14 protein-coding genes are annotated in these 15,950 nt (G+C 38.3%); 13 read left to right on the top strand and 1 reads right to left on the bottom strand.

Annotated features, from left to right (window positions below; all coding sequences use genetic code 11):
- The first annotated feature begins 34 nt into the window (after positions 1 to 34).
- The 13 genes from galK to ispC all read left to right on the top strand — a co-directional run bounded on the left by galK (position 35) and on the right by ispC (position 15,104).
- A complete protein-coding gene (gene galK, locus HMPREF2644_RS00620; RefSeq protein WP_038440339.1) occupies positions 35 to 1,189 on the top strand; it encodes a galactokinase in 1,155 nt (384 codons plus the stop codon).
- 9 nt (positions 1,190 to 1,198) lie between these two features.
- Entirely contained in the window at positions 1,199 to 2,221 is a 1,023-nt protein-coding gene (galM, locus tag HMPREF2644_RS00625; protein ID WP_070828154.1) for a galactose-1-epimerase, read from the top strand.
- 170 nt (positions 2,222 to 2,391) lie between these two features.
- Positions 2,392 to 2,949 (top strand): YecA/YgfB family protein, encoded by a 558-nt coding sequence (locus HMPREF2644_RS00630; protein WP_070828155.1) that lies wholly within the window; start codon positions 2,392 to 2,394, stop codon positions 2,947 to 2,949.
- Positions 2,950 to 2,960: 11 nt separating this feature from the next.
- On the top strand, positions 2,961 to 4,253 hold the full coding sequence (gene pepP / locus HMPREF2644_RS00635; RefSeq protein WP_005663086.1) for a Xaa-Pro aminopeptidase: 1,293 nt from the start codon (positions 2,961 to 2,963) through the stop codon (positions 4,251 to 4,253).
- Positions 4,254 to 4,354: 101 nt separating this feature from the next.
- The gene (uspA, locus tag HMPREF2644_RS00640; protein WP_005663088.1) at positions 4,355 to 4,780 is read left to right on the top strand and encodes a universal stress protein UspA; all 426 of its coding nucleotides are present in this window, start codon (positions 4,355 to 4,357) and stop codon (positions 4,778 to 4,780) included.
- A gap of 186 nt (positions 4,781 to 4,966) precedes the next feature.
- Positions 4,967 to 7,591: an alanine--tRNA ligase gene (gene alaS, locus HMPREF2644_RS00645; RefSeq protein ID WP_011272225.1), complete on the top strand. Its 2,625-nt coding sequence runs from the start codon at positions 4,967 to 4,969 to the stop codon at positions 7,589 to 7,591.
- Positions 7,592 to 7,668: 77 nt separating this feature from the next.
- Positions 7,669 to 7,860 carry a carbon storage regulator CsrA gene (csrA, locus tag HMPREF2644_RS00650; RefSeq protein ID WP_005632782.1) on the top strand — a complete coding sequence of 64 codons (192 nt, stop codon included), beginning with the start codon at positions 7,669 to 7,671 and terminating at the stop codon, positions 7,858 to 7,860.
- Positions 7,861 to 7,881: 21 nt separating this feature from the next.
- Entirely contained in the window at positions 7,882 to 8,769 is an 888-nt protein-coding gene (gene galU / locus HMPREF2644_RS00655) for a UTP--glucose-1-phosphate uridylyltransferase GalU (RefSeq protein WP_005652408.1), read from the top strand.
- Between the two features lie 134 nt (positions 8,770 to 8,903).
- Positions 8,904 to 10,277: an argininosuccinate lyase gene (gene argH / locus HMPREF2644_RS00660; RefSeq protein WP_011272224.1), complete on the top strand. Its 1,374-nt coding sequence runs from the start codon at positions 8,904 to 8,906 to the stop codon at positions 10,275 to 10,277.
- 144 nt (positions 10,278 to 10,421) lie between these two features.
- Entirely contained in the window at positions 10,422 to 11,303 is an 882-nt protein-coding gene (gene hslO / locus HMPREF2644_RS00665; protein WP_070828156.1) for an Hsp33 family molecular chaperone HslO, read from the top strand.
- A 172-nt stretch (positions 11,304 to 11,475) separates the two neighbouring features.
- Positions 11,476 to 13,092 carry a phosphoenolpyruvate carboxykinase (ATP) gene (gene pckA / locus HMPREF2644_RS00670; protein ID WP_005648384.1) on the top strand — a complete coding sequence of 539 codons (1,617 nt, stop codon included), beginning with the start codon at positions 11,476 to 11,478 and terminating at the stop codon, positions 13,090 to 13,092.
- 151 nt (positions 13,093 to 13,243) lie between these two features.
- Positions 13,244 to 13,801: a ribosome recycling factor gene (gene frr, locus HMPREF2644_RS00675; RefSeq protein ID WP_005652401.1), complete on the top strand. Its 558-nt coding sequence runs from the start codon at positions 13,244 to 13,246 to the stop codon at positions 13,799 to 13,801.
- A gap of 109 nt (positions 13,802 to 13,910) precedes the next feature.
- A complete protein-coding gene (gene ispC / locus HMPREF2644_RS00680) occupies positions 13,911 to 15,104 on the top strand; it encodes a 1-deoxy-D-xylulose-5-phosphate reductoisomerase (protein ID WP_011272222.1) in 1,194 nt (397 codons plus the stop codon).
- Between the two features lie 31 nt (positions 15,105 to 15,135).
- Here ispC and HMPREF2644_RS00685 read toward each other — a convergent pair whose 3' ends face one another.
- Positions 15,136 to 15,945: a sulfite exporter TauE/SafE family protein gene (locus HMPREF2644_RS00685; protein WP_011272221.1), complete on the bottom strand. Its 810-nt coding sequence runs from the start codon at positions 15,943 to 15,945 to the stop codon at positions 15,136 to 15,138.
- Positions 15,946 to 15,950 lie beyond the last annotated feature (5 nt).

Consider the following 15,950-nt stretch of genomic DNA (forward strand, 5'->3'; position numbering starts at 1 on the left):
GATCGAGTATAGATTTAATATAAAGGATAGAAATATGACCCCAATCCAAAATGCTCAACAAATTTTCAATAGACAGCATAAAAATTTGCCAGAAATTACCGTCTATGCCCCTGGTCGAGTAAATATTATCGGCGAACATACTGACTACAACGACGGCTTTGTTATGCCTTGCGCAATTAATTTTGGTACGGCCGTTTCTGGTACAAAACGAGATGATCATATTTGGAATGTTTATGCTGCAGATCTTGATGAAACTGATGAATTTTCTCTCAATGTTGAAATTCCTAAGAGTGAACACAAATGGGCTAATTATGTGCGTGGGGTGGTAAAATTTATCCAAGAACGTTACCCGCACTTTCAACAAGGTGCAAATTTAGTGATTTCTGGTAATGTGCCGCTTTCTTCTGGATTAAGTTCTTCTGCAGCGTTAGAAGTTGCGGTGGGTAAATTCTGCCAACAACTTGGCGATTTACCGCTTTCTCACACGGATATTGCATTGAATGGGCAAAAGGCTGAAAACCAATTTGTCGGTGCTAATTGTGGCAATATGGATCAGTTAATTTCTGCGCTTGGGCAGGAAAATCACTTACTGATGATCGATTGTCGTAGTCTTGAAACTATTCCAACACCAGTGCCACAAGATGTCGCCGTGATTATTGTGAATTCAAACGTACCGCACGATTTAGTAACAGGCGAATACAATACTCGCCGTCAGCAATGTGAAGAGGCAGTAAAATTTTTTGGCGCGAAAGCATTACGAGATGTTTCAGTTGAGCAATTCCAAAAAAGAGAAGCAGAATTGACCGCACTTTCTCCGTTAGCAGCAAAACGTGCTCGTCATGTCGTAACAGAAAATCAACGAGTACTTGATGCGGTAGAAGCATTGAAGAACAATGATTTGACTTGTTTAGGTAAACTAATGGAAGCATCTCACGATTCAATGCGTGATGATTTTGAAATCACCGTGCCACAAATTGATTATTTAGTTGAATTGGCTCAACTTGTTATTGGCAAAAGTGGCGGTGCACGTATGACGGGCGGCGGTTTTGGTGGCTGTATTGTCGCACTTACGCCGCATGATAAAGTCGATGCAGTTCGTAAAATTATTGCGGATAATTACGAGAAAACGACTGGTTTAAAAGAAACTTTTTATGTGTGTACCGCATCACAAGGTGTGCGAGTGATTTAAGAGAAAATGATGTTAGAACAAACCACTTTTAATGCGCCTGATGGTGCACCTTATCAGCTTATAACCCTACAAAATGAAAATGGGATGCGTGTTCAATTTCTGGATTGGGGCGCAACTTGGCTTTCTTGTAAAGTGCCAGTAAATGACACATTACGCGAGGTTTTATTGGGTTGTAAGGTAGAGAATTATCCCACTCATCAAAGCTATTTAGGCGCAAGCGTAGGGCGTTATGCAAATCGTATTGCAAATGCACAATTTGAATTGAATGGCGAACTTATTAAATTAAGTAGTAATCAAGGAAAGCACCAGCTTCATGGTGGAGAGGGTTTTGATAAACGTCGTTGGAAAATTCAAGAGTGCGGTGAGAATTTTGTGTGTTTTTCATTACAGTCAGAGCATGGTGATCAAGGTTTTCCTGGTAATGTGGATGTGTCTGTAACCTATACGCTAACAGATGATAATAGCGTAAAAATTGAATATGCAGGGATTTGTGATAAGGATACCGCATTGAACTTAACGAATCATGCCTATTTCAATTTAGAAAATGCAGAGCAAGGCAGTGACGTGCGTGAACATACATTACGTTTAAATGCTGATTTTTATCTGCCTGTAGATAATGAGGGGATTCCTAATTCTCCATTAAAGCACGTGGTGAATACAAGTTTTGACTTCCGTATTGCTAAACCCATCAAGCAAGATTTTTTACAAGGGGATCAGCAAGCAACAAAAGGTTACGATCATTCCTTTATTGTCAATAAAGCTTGGCAAAAGCCTTGTGTGTTACTAACCTCTCCAACTGGCGATTTAAGTTTGGAAGTAAGAACCTCGCAAGCTGCATTGCAGGTTTATACGGGTAATTATCTTGCAGGCACACCAACGAGAAATGGCGAATTATATGCCGATTTTTCTGGCATAGCACTAGAAACCCAATGTTTACCAGATACGCCAAATCATCCTGAATGGCAAAATTACGGCGGAATTCAAAAAGCAAGCGGGCGATATTATCAATGGACAGAGTTTAAATTTAAATAAGCCATTATTTATAATAAAAATGTCATTACAAGATCTATAAATTAGGTTCATTTCTAGCGTTAAAAGCTGTGACACACCACCAGCCTCTTAATCTAATTTAATTGGTCAAGCGATGGCTTTTTTATTTACAAAGGTTTACACTAATTTCAAATTTACTCAGGAAATCTATTATGCTCATTTCTCATTCTGACCTTAACCAACAACTTAAATCTGCTGGAATCGGCTTTAATGCAACAGAACTACATGGCTTTTTAAGCGGTTTACTTTGTGGTGGCTTAAAAGATCAAAGTTGGCTACCGCTCTTATATCAATTCAGCAATGATAATCACGCTTACCCAACAGGATTAGTCCAACCCGTTACAGCACTTTATGAACAAATTAGTCAAACCTTATCAGATGTTGAAGGATTTACCTTTGAACTTGGTTTAACCGAAGATGAAAATGTCTTTATACAAGCGGATAGCCTATCTGACTGGGCAAACCAATTCTTACTTGGTCTTGGCTTAGCACAACCTGAATTAGCAAAAGAAAAAGGCGAAATTGGCGAAATTGGCGAAGCCGTAGATGATTTACAAGATATTTGCCAACTTGGTTATGATGAAGATGATAATGAAGAAGAGCTTGCGGAAGCACTAGAAGAAATCATTGAATATGTTCGCACCATTGCAATGTTGTTCTATTCTCATTTCAACGAAGGGGAAATTGAGAGCAAACCTGTATTACATTAAGGAGATCTCGAATGGAATTGGCTTATATGGCTAAACTGCCTAAAGAAGAATTTGAGGAACGTCGCACACGAGTATTCGCTCAAATGCAACCTAATTCGGCATTATTGCTTTTTTCTGAAATCGAAAAACGCCGTAATAATGATTGTACCTATCCTTTCCGTCAAGATAGCTATTTTTGGTATTTAACAGGCTTTAATGAACCGAATGCAGCTCTGTTATTACTGAAAACAGAACAAGTAGAAAAAGCCATTATTTTTCTTCGTCCACGCGATCCGTTACTTGAAACGTGGAATGGTCGCCGATTAGGTGTTGAGCGTGCGCCACAGCAACTTAATGTAAATGAAGCCTATTCTATTGAAGAATTCGCTACCGTACTGCCAAAAATACTGAAAAATTTGACCGCACTTTACCATGTGCCAGAAATTCATACTTGGGGTGATACATTGGTGTCAGAAAGTGCGGTGAATTTTAGCGAGATTTTAGATTGGCGACCAATGCTCAGCGAAATGCGCCTTATAAAATCGCCGAATGAAATCCGCTTAATACAACAAGCGGGACAAATTACGGCACTTGGGCATATTAAAGCGATGCAAACAACACGCCCAAATCGCTTTGAATATGAAATTGAAAGCGATATTTTGCATGAATTTAATCGCCATTGCGCCAGATTTCCTTCTTACAATTCCATTGTTGCAGGAGGAAGTAACGCCTGTATTTTGCACTACACAGAAAATGATCGCCCACTAAATGATGGGGATTTAGTGCTGATTGACGCTGGCTGTGAATTTGCCATGTATGCAGGCGATATCACCCGCACTTTTCCTGTAAATGGAAAATTTAGCCAGCCTCAACGTGAAATTTACGAGTTAGTTTTAAAAGCACAAAAACGTGCGATTGAATTACTTGTACCGGGCAATTCCATTAAGCAAGCCAATGATGAAGTCATTCGAATTAAAACCCAAGGATTAGTGGATTTAGGTATCTTGAAAGGAGATGTGGATACACTTATTGAACAACAAGCTTATCGCCAATTTTATATGCACGGATTAGGTCACTGGCTAGGGTTAGATGTGCATGATGTGGGTAGTTATGGCCAAGATAAACAACGGATACTCGAAATCGGTATGGTAATTACCGTTGAGCCTGGTATTTATATTTCAGAAGATGCTGATGTGCCAGAGCAATACAAAGGCATTGGCGTGCGCATTGAGGATAATTTACTGATGACTGAATATGGTAATAAAATCCTAACCGCTGCTGTCCCTAAAGAAATTGCAGACATTGAAAATTTAATGAATTTTTAATAAAAATGTTTAAATTGTGATCTAGTACACAGTTTTTTATTGCTCAAAATGTTAGCATTGGAGCCAGTTAAAAACCGAACCAATCAGTTAAGGAGTCGATTATGTACAAACACATTTTAGTGGCAGTAGATCTTTCTGAAGAAAGTCCAATTTTACTTAAAAAAGCAGTTGGGATTGCTAAACGCCACGACGCAAAACTTTCTATCATCCACGTTGATGTGAACTTTTCGGATCTTTATACTGGATTGATTGATGTGAATATGTCTTCAATGCAAGACAGGATTTCCACGGAAACACAAAAAGCCTTATTAGATTTAGCTGAAAGTGTGAATTATCCAATTTCAGAAAAATTGAGTGGCAGTGGCGATTTAGGACAAGTTTTAAGTGATGCCATCGAACAATATGATGTGGATTTATTAGTGACGGGACATCATCAGGATTTTTGGAGTAAGTTAATGTCTTCAACACGTCAAGTGATGAATACGATTAAAATTGATATGTTGGTTGTTCCACTTAGAGATGAATAATTAACAAGAAATTGTTTTTTGAATAATCTGAAATAACTTAAATTGTAACCGCACTTCTCAAATAGCGTCGTGAAGTGCGGTTTTATTTTGGAGTTTTGGCAAAAAGCCTTTTTATAAATTTCAAAAATATGCAAAAATAGGGCGATTTAGTTTTTATTTTATTATGGGTAACAAGGATTCTTTTTAATGAAAACAACAGCAGAAATAAGACAATCATTCCTTGATTTTTTCCATAGCAAAGGTCACCAAGTAGTTGAGAGTAGCTCACTTGTGCCGGAAAATGATCCGACTTTGCTTTTCACGAACGCGGGGATGAACCAATTTAAGGACGTGTTCCTTGGAATGGATAAACGCCCTTATTCTCGAGCCACCACCGCGCAACGTTGCGTACGTGCTGGTGGTAAGCATAACGACTTAGAAAATGTTGGTTATACCGCACGTCACCATACTTTCTTTGAAATGCTCGGTAACTTCAGTTTTGGTGATTACTTTAAACAGGATGCCATTAATTTTGCTTGGGAATATTTAACTTCTCCACAATGGCTTGGTTTACCTAAAGAAAAACTCTGGGTAACCGTGTATGAAACTGACGACGAAGCCTATAATATTTGGAATAAAGATGTTGGTGTTCCTGCTGAACGCATTATTCGCATTGGTGACAATAAAGGCTCACCTTACGCATCAGACAACTTCTGGGCAATGGGCGACACAGGTCCTTGCGGTCCTTGTACTGAAATTTTCTACGATCACGGCGATCATATTTGGGGCGGACCTCCAGGCTCACCAGAAGAAGATGGCGACCGTTATATTGAAATCTGGAACGTTGTGTTTATGCAGTTCAACCGTTTAGCAGATGGCACAATGGAAAAATTACCTCGTCCGTCTGTTGATACAGGTATGGGTTTAGAGCGTATTTCTGCTGTGTTGCAACATGTGAACTCAAACTACGAGATTGATATTTTCAAAACATTAATCGCAAAAACGGCGGAAATTGTAGGCGCAACAGATTTAACTAACAAATCACTACGTGTTATTGCTGACCATATTCGTTCTTGTGCATATTTAATCGCCGATGGCGTTATCCCATCAAATGAAGGGCGTGGTTATGTCTTACGTCGTATTATTCGCCGCGCAGTTCGTCACGGTCATCTATTAGGTGCCAAAGAATCCTTTTTCTATAAACTCGTGCCAACTCTAATTGAAGTAATGGCTGAAGCTGGAAAAGATGTAAAAGCAAAACAAACAAATGTTGAAAAACTATTACGTCTAGAAGAAGAACAATTTGCTCGTACTCTAGAGCGTGGCTTGAGCTTATTAGATGAAGCACTTTCTCAAGTGAAAGATGGCATTCTTTCAGGTGAAGTTGCATTCAAACTTTATGATACTTATGGTTTCCCATTGGATTTAACGGCTGATGTATGCCGTGAGCGTAACATTACTATTGATGAACAAGCGTTTGACCGTGAAATGGAAGCACAACGTACTCGTGCTCAAGCAGCGAGCCAGTTTGGTGTGGACTACAACAGCGTTATTCGTGTAGATGGCGAAACTAAGTTTGAAGGCTATACTGAAGTAGAATCTCAGGCAAAAATTACCGCACTTTTCTATGATGGTAAATCAGTGGAAAGTATCGAAGTAGGTCAAAGTGCGGTCGTTATTTTAGAAAATACGCCATTTTATGCAGAATCAGGTGGTCAGATTGGCGATAGCGGATATTTAAGCACACAAGGTGTAACCTTTAATGTGAAAGATACCCAAAAATATGGGCAAGTATTTGGACACATTGGGGAATTAACGCAAGGAAGTTTAAAAGTTGGACAATCAGTGAATGCGATTGTGGACGCTAAACGTCGCCACAACACATCACTCAATCACTCAGCGACACACTTATTGCACGCTGCCTTACGTCAAATTCTAGGTTTACACGTTGTGCAAAAAGGTTCGCTTGTTTCAGATAAAGCCTTACGTTTTGACTTTGCGCAACCAGAAGCCATTACCAAAGAGCAATTGAGTGAAATTGAAACATTAGTAAACCAAAAAATCCGCGCTAACTTTCCAGTTCAAACGGATATTATGGATATTGATTCCGCAAAAGCGAAAGGAGCAATGGCTCTCTTTGGCGAAAAATATGGCGATAAGGTTCGTGTATTAACGATGGGCGATTTCTCAATTGAGCTGTGTGGCGGTATTCACGCAAAACGCACAGGCGATATTGGTTTATTTAAAATTATTACTGAAAACGCAGTGGCTGCAGGCATTCGTCGTATTGAAGCTGTAACAGGTCAAAATGCCATTGACTGGTTACATAATCAACAACGCATTCTGACCCAAAGCGCAGACTTATTAAAATCAGACGTAAATACCTTAGTGGAAAAAATCCAACAACTTCAAGACAAAACGAAGAAAGTGGAAAAAGAATTACAAGGTCTAAAAGAAAAAGCCGCAATGCAGGCTGGTTCTGATTTTGTAAAAAGTGCGGTCAAAATCAACGGTGTTTCTGTTATTGCACAACAATTAGATGGTATAGAAACAAAATCATTACGCGTAATGGTCGATGATTTAAAAAATCAACTCGGATCAGGCGTAATTGCATTTGCATCAATATTAGATGAAAAAGTTAATCTCGTCGTTGGAGTGACAAATGATTTAACCGCCAAAATAAAAGCTGGAGAACTTGTTAATTTAATGGCTCAACAAGTTGGAGGAAAAGGCGGTGGCCGTCCAGATATGGCAATGGCAGGAGGTTCCCAACCAGAAAATGTGGCACAAGCAATTAAAGTGGCACAAGACTGGTTAAACAAAAATCTGTAGTACAAGCTGGTTGGTGGAATGCCAACCGTTCCTTGATTGATAGGATATCTAATAAATGCAAACTAAGGAGATAAAAGATGTTAATCTTAACTCGTAAAGTTGGCGAAAGTGTACTTATTGGAGATGATATTTCTATCACGGTTTTGAGTGTACGTGGAAACCAAGTTAAACTCGGTGTTGAAGCACCTAAAGAAGTATCCGTTCACCGAGAAGAAATTTACCAACGAATTAAACAAACGAAAGATGAACCCTATTTAGGTTCCTCTTAGTTAAACAATGGATATAATAATATGAAAGCAATTATTCCTGTCGCCGGTCTTGGCACACGTATGTTGCCCGCCACGAAGGCGATTCCGAAGGAAATGCTCACTTTGGTGGATAAACCGTTAATTCAATACGTGGTAAATGAATGTGTAGCTGCTGGCATAAAAGAAATTGTGCTGGTAACACATTCATCAAAAAATGCTATCGAAAACCATTTTGATACATCTTTTGAATTAGAAACAATGCTGGAAAAACGTGTGAAGCGTCAGCTTCTAGAAGAAGTTCGTTCTATCTGTCCAAAAAATGTAACCATTATGCACGTTCGTCAAGGTAATGCGAAAGGTTTAGGTCACGCCGTGTTATGCGGTCGTCCTTTAGTAGGAAATGAATCTTTTGCCGTTATGTTACCAGATGTATTATTAGCTGAATTTAGTGCAGATCAGAAAAAAGAAAATCTTGCTGCAATGATTCAACGCTTTAATGAAACTGGCGCAAGCCAAATTATGGTAACCCCAGTTCCGCAAGAAAATGTGAGTAGCTATGGTGTTGCAGATTGTGGTGGCATTGAGCTTAATGGCGGCGAAAGTGCAAAAATTAATAGTATTGTTGAAAAACCTTCTATTGAAGACGCACCATCAAATCTTGCTGTGGTTGGGCGTTATGTTTTTTCAGCAGCAATTTGGGATTTGTTAGAAAAAACACCAATTGGTGTTGGCGATGAAATCCAATTAACCGATGCTATTGATATGCTCATTGAAAAAGAAACCGTTGAAGCATTTCATATGACAGGGGAAACTTTTGATTGTGGCGATAAAATTGGTTATATGGAAGCTTTCGTAGAATATGGTATTCGTCACGAAAAATTAGGTAAAGAATTTAAATCCTTTATCAAAAATTTGGCAAAAACGCTATAAATAGCACTAATACAAATAAAATGGACAAAATGAAAGATTTTGTCCATTTTTGTTTTATTATTAATATAGAATATTGCTTTATGAATAAATATGCACAATAATAGAATAATTAATTAAAACAAAAAGGAAAAATTATGGCACTTTGGGGTGGGCGTTTTACACAAGCCGCAGATAAGCGTTTTAAAGATTTTAATGACTCATTACGTTTTGACTATCGTTTGGCAGAACAGGATATTCAAGGCTCAATTGGCTGGTCCAAGGCCTTAGTAAAAGTGAATGTATTAACTGTTGAAGAACAGCATCAACTTGAGCAAGCACTAAATGAATTACTTGTTGAAGTGCGGTCAAATCCGCAAGCAATTTTACAAGATGATGCTGAAGATATTCATAGTTGGGTTGAGAGTAAGCTAATTGATAAAGTAGGCAACCTTGGTAAAAAATTACATACTGGTCGTAGCCGCAACGATCAAGTGGCAGTAGATATAAAACTGTGGTGCAAACAGCGTGTGGTTGAATTACAAGAATCCGTGCGTAATTTGCAACGCCACTTAGTTCAAACCGCAGAAAACACACAACAAGCAGTAATGCCTGGCTACACCCATTTACAACGAGCTCAACCAATCACTTTTGCCCATTGGTGTATGGCATATGTGGAAATGTTCGACCGCGACTATTCACGTTTAACAGATGCGTATAATCGTATGAATACTTGTCCACTTGGTAGTGGTGCGCTGGCTGGTACGGCTTATGCTGTAGATCGTGATTCACTTGCGCACGATCTTAGTTTTGCTTTCGCAACTAGAAATAGCTTAGATAGCGTCTCTGATCGCGATCATATCGTAGAATTACTTTCTATCGCCTCTCTTAGTATGGCACATCTTTCCCGCTTTGCTGAAGATATGATTATCTTTAACAGCGGAGAAGCAAATTTCGTGGAACTATCCGATCGTGTGACTTCTGGTTCATCATTAATGCCACAAAAGAAAAATCCTGATGCTTGTGAGTTAATTCGGGGCAAAACGGGGAGAGTAATTGGTTCATTAACATCTATGTTAATCACCTTAAAAGGCTTGCCACTTGCGTATAATAAAGATATGCAAGAAGACAAAGAGGGCATTTTTGATGCCTTAGATACTTGGCAAAACTGTGTAGATATGGCAACGTTCGTCTTAGATGAATTGAAAGTAAATGTTGAACGTACTCGTGAAGCTGCGTTAAAAGGATATTCAAACGCAACTGAATTAGCGGATTATTTAGTCTCTAAAGGCGTACCTTTCCGAGATTCCCATCATATCGTGGGCGAAACAGTGGTTTATGCAATCGAGAAAGGCAAAGGATTAGAAGATCTGACTATCCCTGAATTCCGCCAATTTAGTGAAGTAGTGGGAGATGACGTTTACGAGATTCTTTCTCTCCAATCTTGCTTAGACAAACGTTGTGCAAAAGGTGGCGTATCGCCATTGCGTGTTGCCGAAGCTATTGCAGAAGCCAAAACAAGATTTGCTTAATTAATATTATAACTTAGAGATCACATTGGATTTTACAAGCCTCTAAGTACCACCTATTTATAAGCAAAAACACTTAAATAAGATGATAAAAACAAAAAGTGCGGAAAAAACCACCGCACTTTTTATCTCAATTAGGAATAATCAATGACCAATCAACAAGACTATACTCAAGACAATGACAAACTTTACCGTTATCTTTTCCAACATCGTGCAGTTCGTGGAGAATGGGTTCGCTTAAATAAAACATTTACTGATACATTAAATACCCATCAGTATCCTAAAGCAGTACAGGATTTATTGGGAGAAATGATGGTAGCGACTAATTTACTCACTGCCACACTAAAATTTGCCGGCAATATTACCGTACAAATTCAAGGCGATGGCCCATTACGCTTAGCATTAGTAAATGGTAATGATCAACAACAAATCCGCGCCCTTGCTCGAGTGGATGGCAACATCACTGAAAATATGAGTCTGCATAATATGATTGGTAAAGGCGTATTGGTCATTACTATTGCACCAAAAGAAGGCGAACGCTATCAAGGTGTAATTAGCTTGGATAAACCCACGATCACGGAATGCTTAGAAGATTATTTTGTACGCTCAGAACAGCTTCAAACTCAATTAATTATTCGTACTGGAGAATATGAAGGCAAGCCAGTGGCAGCAGGTATGTTATTACAAATTATGCCTGATGGTTCTGGTACACCAGAAGATTTTGAGCATTTAATTACGCTCGCAGCAACAGTAAAAGATGAAGAATTATTTGGTCTCCCTGCAGAAGAGTTACTCTATCGTTTATATCACGAAGAAACCGTCAATCTTTATCCAGCACAAGATGTACAATTTTTCTGTGGCTGCTCTGCTGAGCGTTCTAGTTCTGCATTACTGCTCATCTCTGATGAAGAAATTGACGAAATATTAGCCGAACATAAAGGCAGTATTGATATGCAATGTGAGTGTTGTGGTACACACTACTTCTTTAATAAAGAAGCGATTGAAAAATTAAAATCAACAAGAGTTTAAAAACAATCCCGACACAATGTCGGGATTTTTGCTCTATATCACAATATCACTAAAAAGAGGTAAAGTTCTTAAAAAAATGTTTAAAAATGAGATCTACTTAACATTTTTTTATATTGACATCCATTATAATAAGCCACAGTTAAATTTTAATCTTATATATTAGAGGTGACTTATGACAGACTTAAATAAAGTGGTAAAAGAACTTGAAGCTCTTGGCATTTATGACGTAAAAGAAGTTGTTTACAATCCAAGCTACGAGCAATTGTTCGAAGAAGAAACTAAACCAGGCTTAGAAGGCTTTGAAAAAGGTACTTTAACTACGACTGGTGCAGTGGCAGTAGATACAGGTATCTTCACAGGTCGTTCTCCAAAAGATAAATATATCGTGTTAGATGAAAAAACAAAAGATACTGTTTGGTGGACATCTGAAACAGCAAAAAACGACAACAAGCCAATGAACCAAGCTACATGGCAAAGCTTAAAAGACTTGGTAACTAACCAACTTTCTCGTAAACGCTTATTTGTAGTTGATGGTTTCTGTGGTGCGAGCGAACACGACCGTATTGCAGTACGTATTGTCACTGAAGTAGCGTGGCAAGCACATTTTGTAAAAAATATGTTTATTCGCCCAACTGAAGAACAACTCAAAAATTTTGAACCAGATTTCGTTGTAATGAACGGTTCTAAAGTAACCAATCCAAACTGGAAAGAACAAGGTTTAAATTCAGAAAACTTTGTTGCTTTCAACTTGACTGAACGCATTCAATTAATCGGCGGTACTTGGTACGGCGGCGAAATGAAAAAAGGTATGTTCTCAATGATGAACTACTTCCTACCTCTCAAAGGTGTTGGTGCAATGCACTGCTCAGCTAACGTTGGTAAAGATGGCGATGTAGCAATCTTCTTCGGCTTATCTGGCACAGGTAAAACAACCCTTTCAACGGATCCAAAACGTGAATTAATCGGAGATGATGAACACGGTTGGGATGATGTTGGTATCTTTAACTTTGAAGGTGGTTGTTATGCGAAAACCATTCATCTTTCAGAAGAAAATGAACCAGATATTTACCGCGCTATCCGTCGCGACGCATTATTAGAAAACGTGGTTGTTCGTTCAGATGGTTCTGTTGATTTCGATGATGGTTCAAAAACAGAAAACACTCGCGTGTCTTACCCAATTTATCACATCGATAACATTGTAAAACCAGTTTCTCGTGCAGGTCACGCAACTAAAGTGATTTTCTTAACTGCAGATGCATTTGGCGTATTACCACCAGTATCTAAATTGACACCAGAACAAACTAAATACTACTTCTTATCTGGTTTCACAGCGAAATTAGCAGGGACTGAACGTGGTATTACTGAACCAACGCCAACTTTCTCAGCATGTTTCGGTGCAGCATTTTTAACGCTTCATCCAACTCAATATGCAGAAGTGTTAGTAAAACGTATGCAAGCAGCAGGTGCTGAAGCTTACTTAGTGAATACTGGTTGGAATGGCACAGGCAAACGTATCTCAATCAAAGATACTCGCGGAATCATTGATGCAATCTTAGATGGCTCAATTGAAAAAGCTGAAATGGGCGAATTACCAATCTTCAACTTAGCAATTCCTAAAGCATTACCAGGTGTAGATTCTGCAATCTTAGATCCTCGCGATACTTACGCAGATAAAGCACAATGGCAATCAAAAGCTGAAGACTTAGCAGGTCGTTTTGTGAAAAACTTTGTTAAATATGCAACTAACGAAGAAGGCAAAGCTTTAATTGCAGCTGGTCCTAAAGCTTAATTAAAAATACTAAAAATATTAACCGCACTTTGGGTAACTGAAGTGCGGTCATTTTTTATCTGTTTTCAAGCTGATAAATGTATTCAAAAATTTAAAAAAATCCAGTAAAATCACGGCGTTCTAACTTTCATCAATTAAAAAGGACAATGCAATGCTTAACCAAATTAAAAAAGATGCTCAAGATCGTATGGAAAAAAGCCTTGAAGCATTAAAAGGTCATATTTCAAAAATTCGTACTGGTCGTGCTCAACCGAGTTTACTTGATGCAATTCAAGTTGAATATTACGGTGCGGCGACCCCACTTCGCCAATTAGCAAACGTAGTGGCAGAAGATGCGCGTACTTTAGCCGTAACTGTTTTTGATCGTTCTTTAATCTCTGCGGTAGAAAAAGCAATTTTAACCTCAGATTTAGGTTTAAACCCATCTTCAGCGGGTACCACAATCCGTGTTCCGCTTCCGCCATTAACAGAAGAACGTCGTCGCGATTTAATCAAGATCGTAAAAGGCGAAGGTGAACAAGGTAAAGTTGCGATTCGTAATGTGCGTCGTGATGCGAATGATAAAATCAAAGCATTATTAAAAGACAAAGAAATCAGCGAAAACGAACAACATAAAGCAGAAGAAGAAATCCAAAAAATCACAGATATTTACATTAAAAAAGTAGATGAAGTATTAGCGGATAAAGAAAAAGAATTAATGGATTTCTAATCATCAAAAAATACGAAAGGCAGACAGTTTTGTCTGCCTTTATTTTATTAGGTATGCGAATTTAGACGTACCAATGAAAATATAATCAACAAAGTGCGGTAAAGATTCTATGCAAAAACAAAACATTGTCATTCTTGGTTCAACGGGATCAATCGGTAAGAGTACCCTTTCTGTTATCGAAAATAACCCTCAGAAATATCATGCATTTGCACTCGTCGGCGGAAAAAATGTAGAAGCAATGTTTGAACAATGTATCAAATTCCGACCGCACTTTGCGGCTCTTGATGATGTAAATGCGGCTAAAATTTTACGTGAAAAATTAATTGCGCATCATATTCCAACGAAAGTATTAGCAGGACGACGAGCTATTTGCGAACTCGCAGCACACCCAGATGCCGATCAGATAATGGCGTCGATTGTTGGTGCAGCAGGATTGTTACCGACTCTTTCAGCGGTTAAAGCAGGTAAACGGGTATTACTGGCAAATAAAGAATCACTGGTAACCTGCGGACAGCTTTTTATTGATGCCGTAAAAAACTATGGCTCGAAGCTTTTACCAGTAGATAGTGAACATAATGCTATCTTTCAATCATTACCGCCAGAAGCACAAGAAAAAATCGGTTTTTGCCCACTTTCTGAATTAGGTGTAAGTAAAATTATACTCACTGGTTCTGGCGGACCATTCCGTTACACGCCACTTGAACAATTCACCAACATAACACCAGAACAAGCAGTTGCGCACCCTAATTGGTCTATGGGTAAAAAAATTTCTGTCGATTCAGCTACAATGATGAATAAAGGCTTAGAATACATTGAGGCTCGCTGGCTTTTCAATGCAAGTGCGGAAGAAATGGAAGTCATTATTCATCCACAATCAATTATTCATTCTATGGTGCGTTATGTTGATGGCTCAGTCATAGCTCAAATGGGAAATCCAGATATGCGTACACCAATTGCAGAAACTATGGCATATCCTCACCGCACTTTTGCTGGAGTAGAACCACTCGATTTCTTTAAAATCAAAGAACTGACTTTTATTGAACCTGATTTTAATCGCTATCCGAATTTAAAACTGGCTATTGATGCCTTTGCTGCGGGTCAATATGCGACAACAGCAATGAATGCAGCTAATGAAATTGCCGTACAAGCATTTTTAGATCGTCAAATTAGTTTTATGGATATTGCAAAAATTAATTCGAAAACAATTGAGAGAATTTCGCCTTATACCATTCAAAATATTGATGATGTACTCGAAATTGATGCACAAGCAAGAGAGATTGCGAAAACACTAATTAGAGAATAGACCTAGAATAACTAGGTCTAGTTTATTCGATTTAATGGAATACAAATTCCAAAATGCACATATAGGCTGCAATACAAAATAAAATAATCGCCAATAATTTTCTTGTTAAAACTGGATTCATTAATCCACGCAATTTCATTGAGAAGAAACTCATTCCAAATGAACCCAAGGTAACGACACCAACTACAAGAAAGTTTACATATCCTAGTTGGCCACTTAGGCTGATATCATAGGGAAAAGCTCTAGTGAGATAGCCGTATAGATTACCAATACCACCAATAATCATCATATAGTTCGTATAAACGGCAATTTGTTGCGTTTTTACCCCCTTTAATTGCCCGACAAGGGGCGCAAGAATAGAACCGCCTCCAATACCTGTAATACCCGCAATTAAGCCTCCTCCACAAAAACTAATACTACCTTTAGCTCGTTCTATAGGAGACATATTAAACACTTCTATTTGTATTCTCGATCTGTTCAAAAATGTTTTAATCGCTAGTGCACTTAAACTAACCGTAAAAATTAAACTAATTATCGCTGTAGAAAAATAAAAACTTAATTCAAAACCAATTTGCACCCCAATCACCATAGCAATAGACCATAAAATCATATTGATATAATCAATTTTAATTTTTTGCTTATGGAAAAATAATAAATTAATCAATGCGGTACACATCACAATGGTGAGTGACGTAGCTGAAATAACTTGAATCGGTAACGCAGGAAACAATGTACGTAAAATTGGCACCATCAATACCCCACCGCCAATACCAAAAATAGCAGAAACCATATTGGTACAAATACCGCAAATCAGTAAGATAAAAATTGTACTAAACGCCATCTTAG

The organism is Haemophilus sp. HMSC071C11, assembly GCF_001837655.1.
Lineage (GTDB): Bacteria > Pseudomonadota > Gammaproteobacteria > Enterobacterales > Pasteurellaceae > Haemophilus > Haemophilus influenzae.

What these genes read in the sequence shown, in the direction of transcription:
- galK (WP_038440339.1), top strand. Translation starts at nt 35, where the DNA reads ATGACCCCAATCCAAAATGCTCAACAAATTTTCAATAGACAGCATAAA.
- galM (WP_070828154.1), top strand. Translation starts at nt 1,199, where the DNA reads ATGTTAGAACAAACCACTTTTAATGCGCCTGATGGTGCACCTTATCAG.
- HMPREF2644_RS00630 (WP_070828155.1), top strand. Translation starts at nt 2,392, where the DNA reads ATGCTCATTTCTCATTCTGACCTTAACCAACAACTTAAATCTGCTGGA.
- pepP (WP_005663086.1), top strand. Translation starts at nt 2,961, where the DNA reads ATGGAATTGGCTTATATGGCTAAACTGCCTAAAGAAGAATTTGAGGAA.
- uspA (WP_005663088.1), top strand. Translation starts at nt 4,355, where the DNA reads ATGTACAAACACATTTTAGTGGCAGTAGATCTTTCTGAAGAAAGTCCA.
- alaS (WP_011272225.1), top strand. Translation starts at nt 4,967, where the DNA reads ATGAAAACAACAGCAGAAATAAGACAATCATTCCTTGATTTTTTCCAT.
- csrA (WP_005632782.1), top strand. Translation starts at nt 7,669, where the DNA reads ATGTTAATCTTAACTCGTAAAGTTGGCGAAAGTGTACTTATTGGAGAT.
- galU (WP_005652408.1), top strand. Translation starts at nt 7,882, where the DNA reads ATGAAAGCAATTATTCCTGTCGCCGGTCTTGGCACACGTATGTTGCCC.
- argH (WP_011272224.1), top strand. Translation starts at nt 8,904, where the DNA reads ATGGCACTTTGGGGTGGGCGTTTTACACAAGCCGCAGATAAGCGTTTT.
- hslO (WP_070828156.1), top strand. Translation starts at nt 10,422, where the DNA reads ATGACCAATCAACAAGACTATACTCAAGACAATGACAAACTTTACCGT.
- pckA (WP_005648384.1), top strand. Translation starts at nt 11,476, where the DNA reads ATGACAGACTTAAATAAAGTGGTAAAAGAACTTGAAGCTCTTGGCATT.
- frr (WP_005652401.1), top strand. Translation starts at nt 13,244, where the DNA reads ATGCTTAACCAAATTAAAAAAGATGCTCAAGATCGTATGGAAAAAAGC.
- ispC (WP_011272222.1), top strand. Translation starts at nt 13,911, where the DNA reads ATGCAAAAACAAAACATTGTCATTCTTGGTTCAACGGGATCAATCGGT.
- HMPREF2644_RS00685 (WP_011272221.1), bottom strand. Translation starts at nt 15,945, where the DNA reads ATGGCGTTTAGTACAATTTTTATCTTACTGATTTGCGGTATTTGTACC.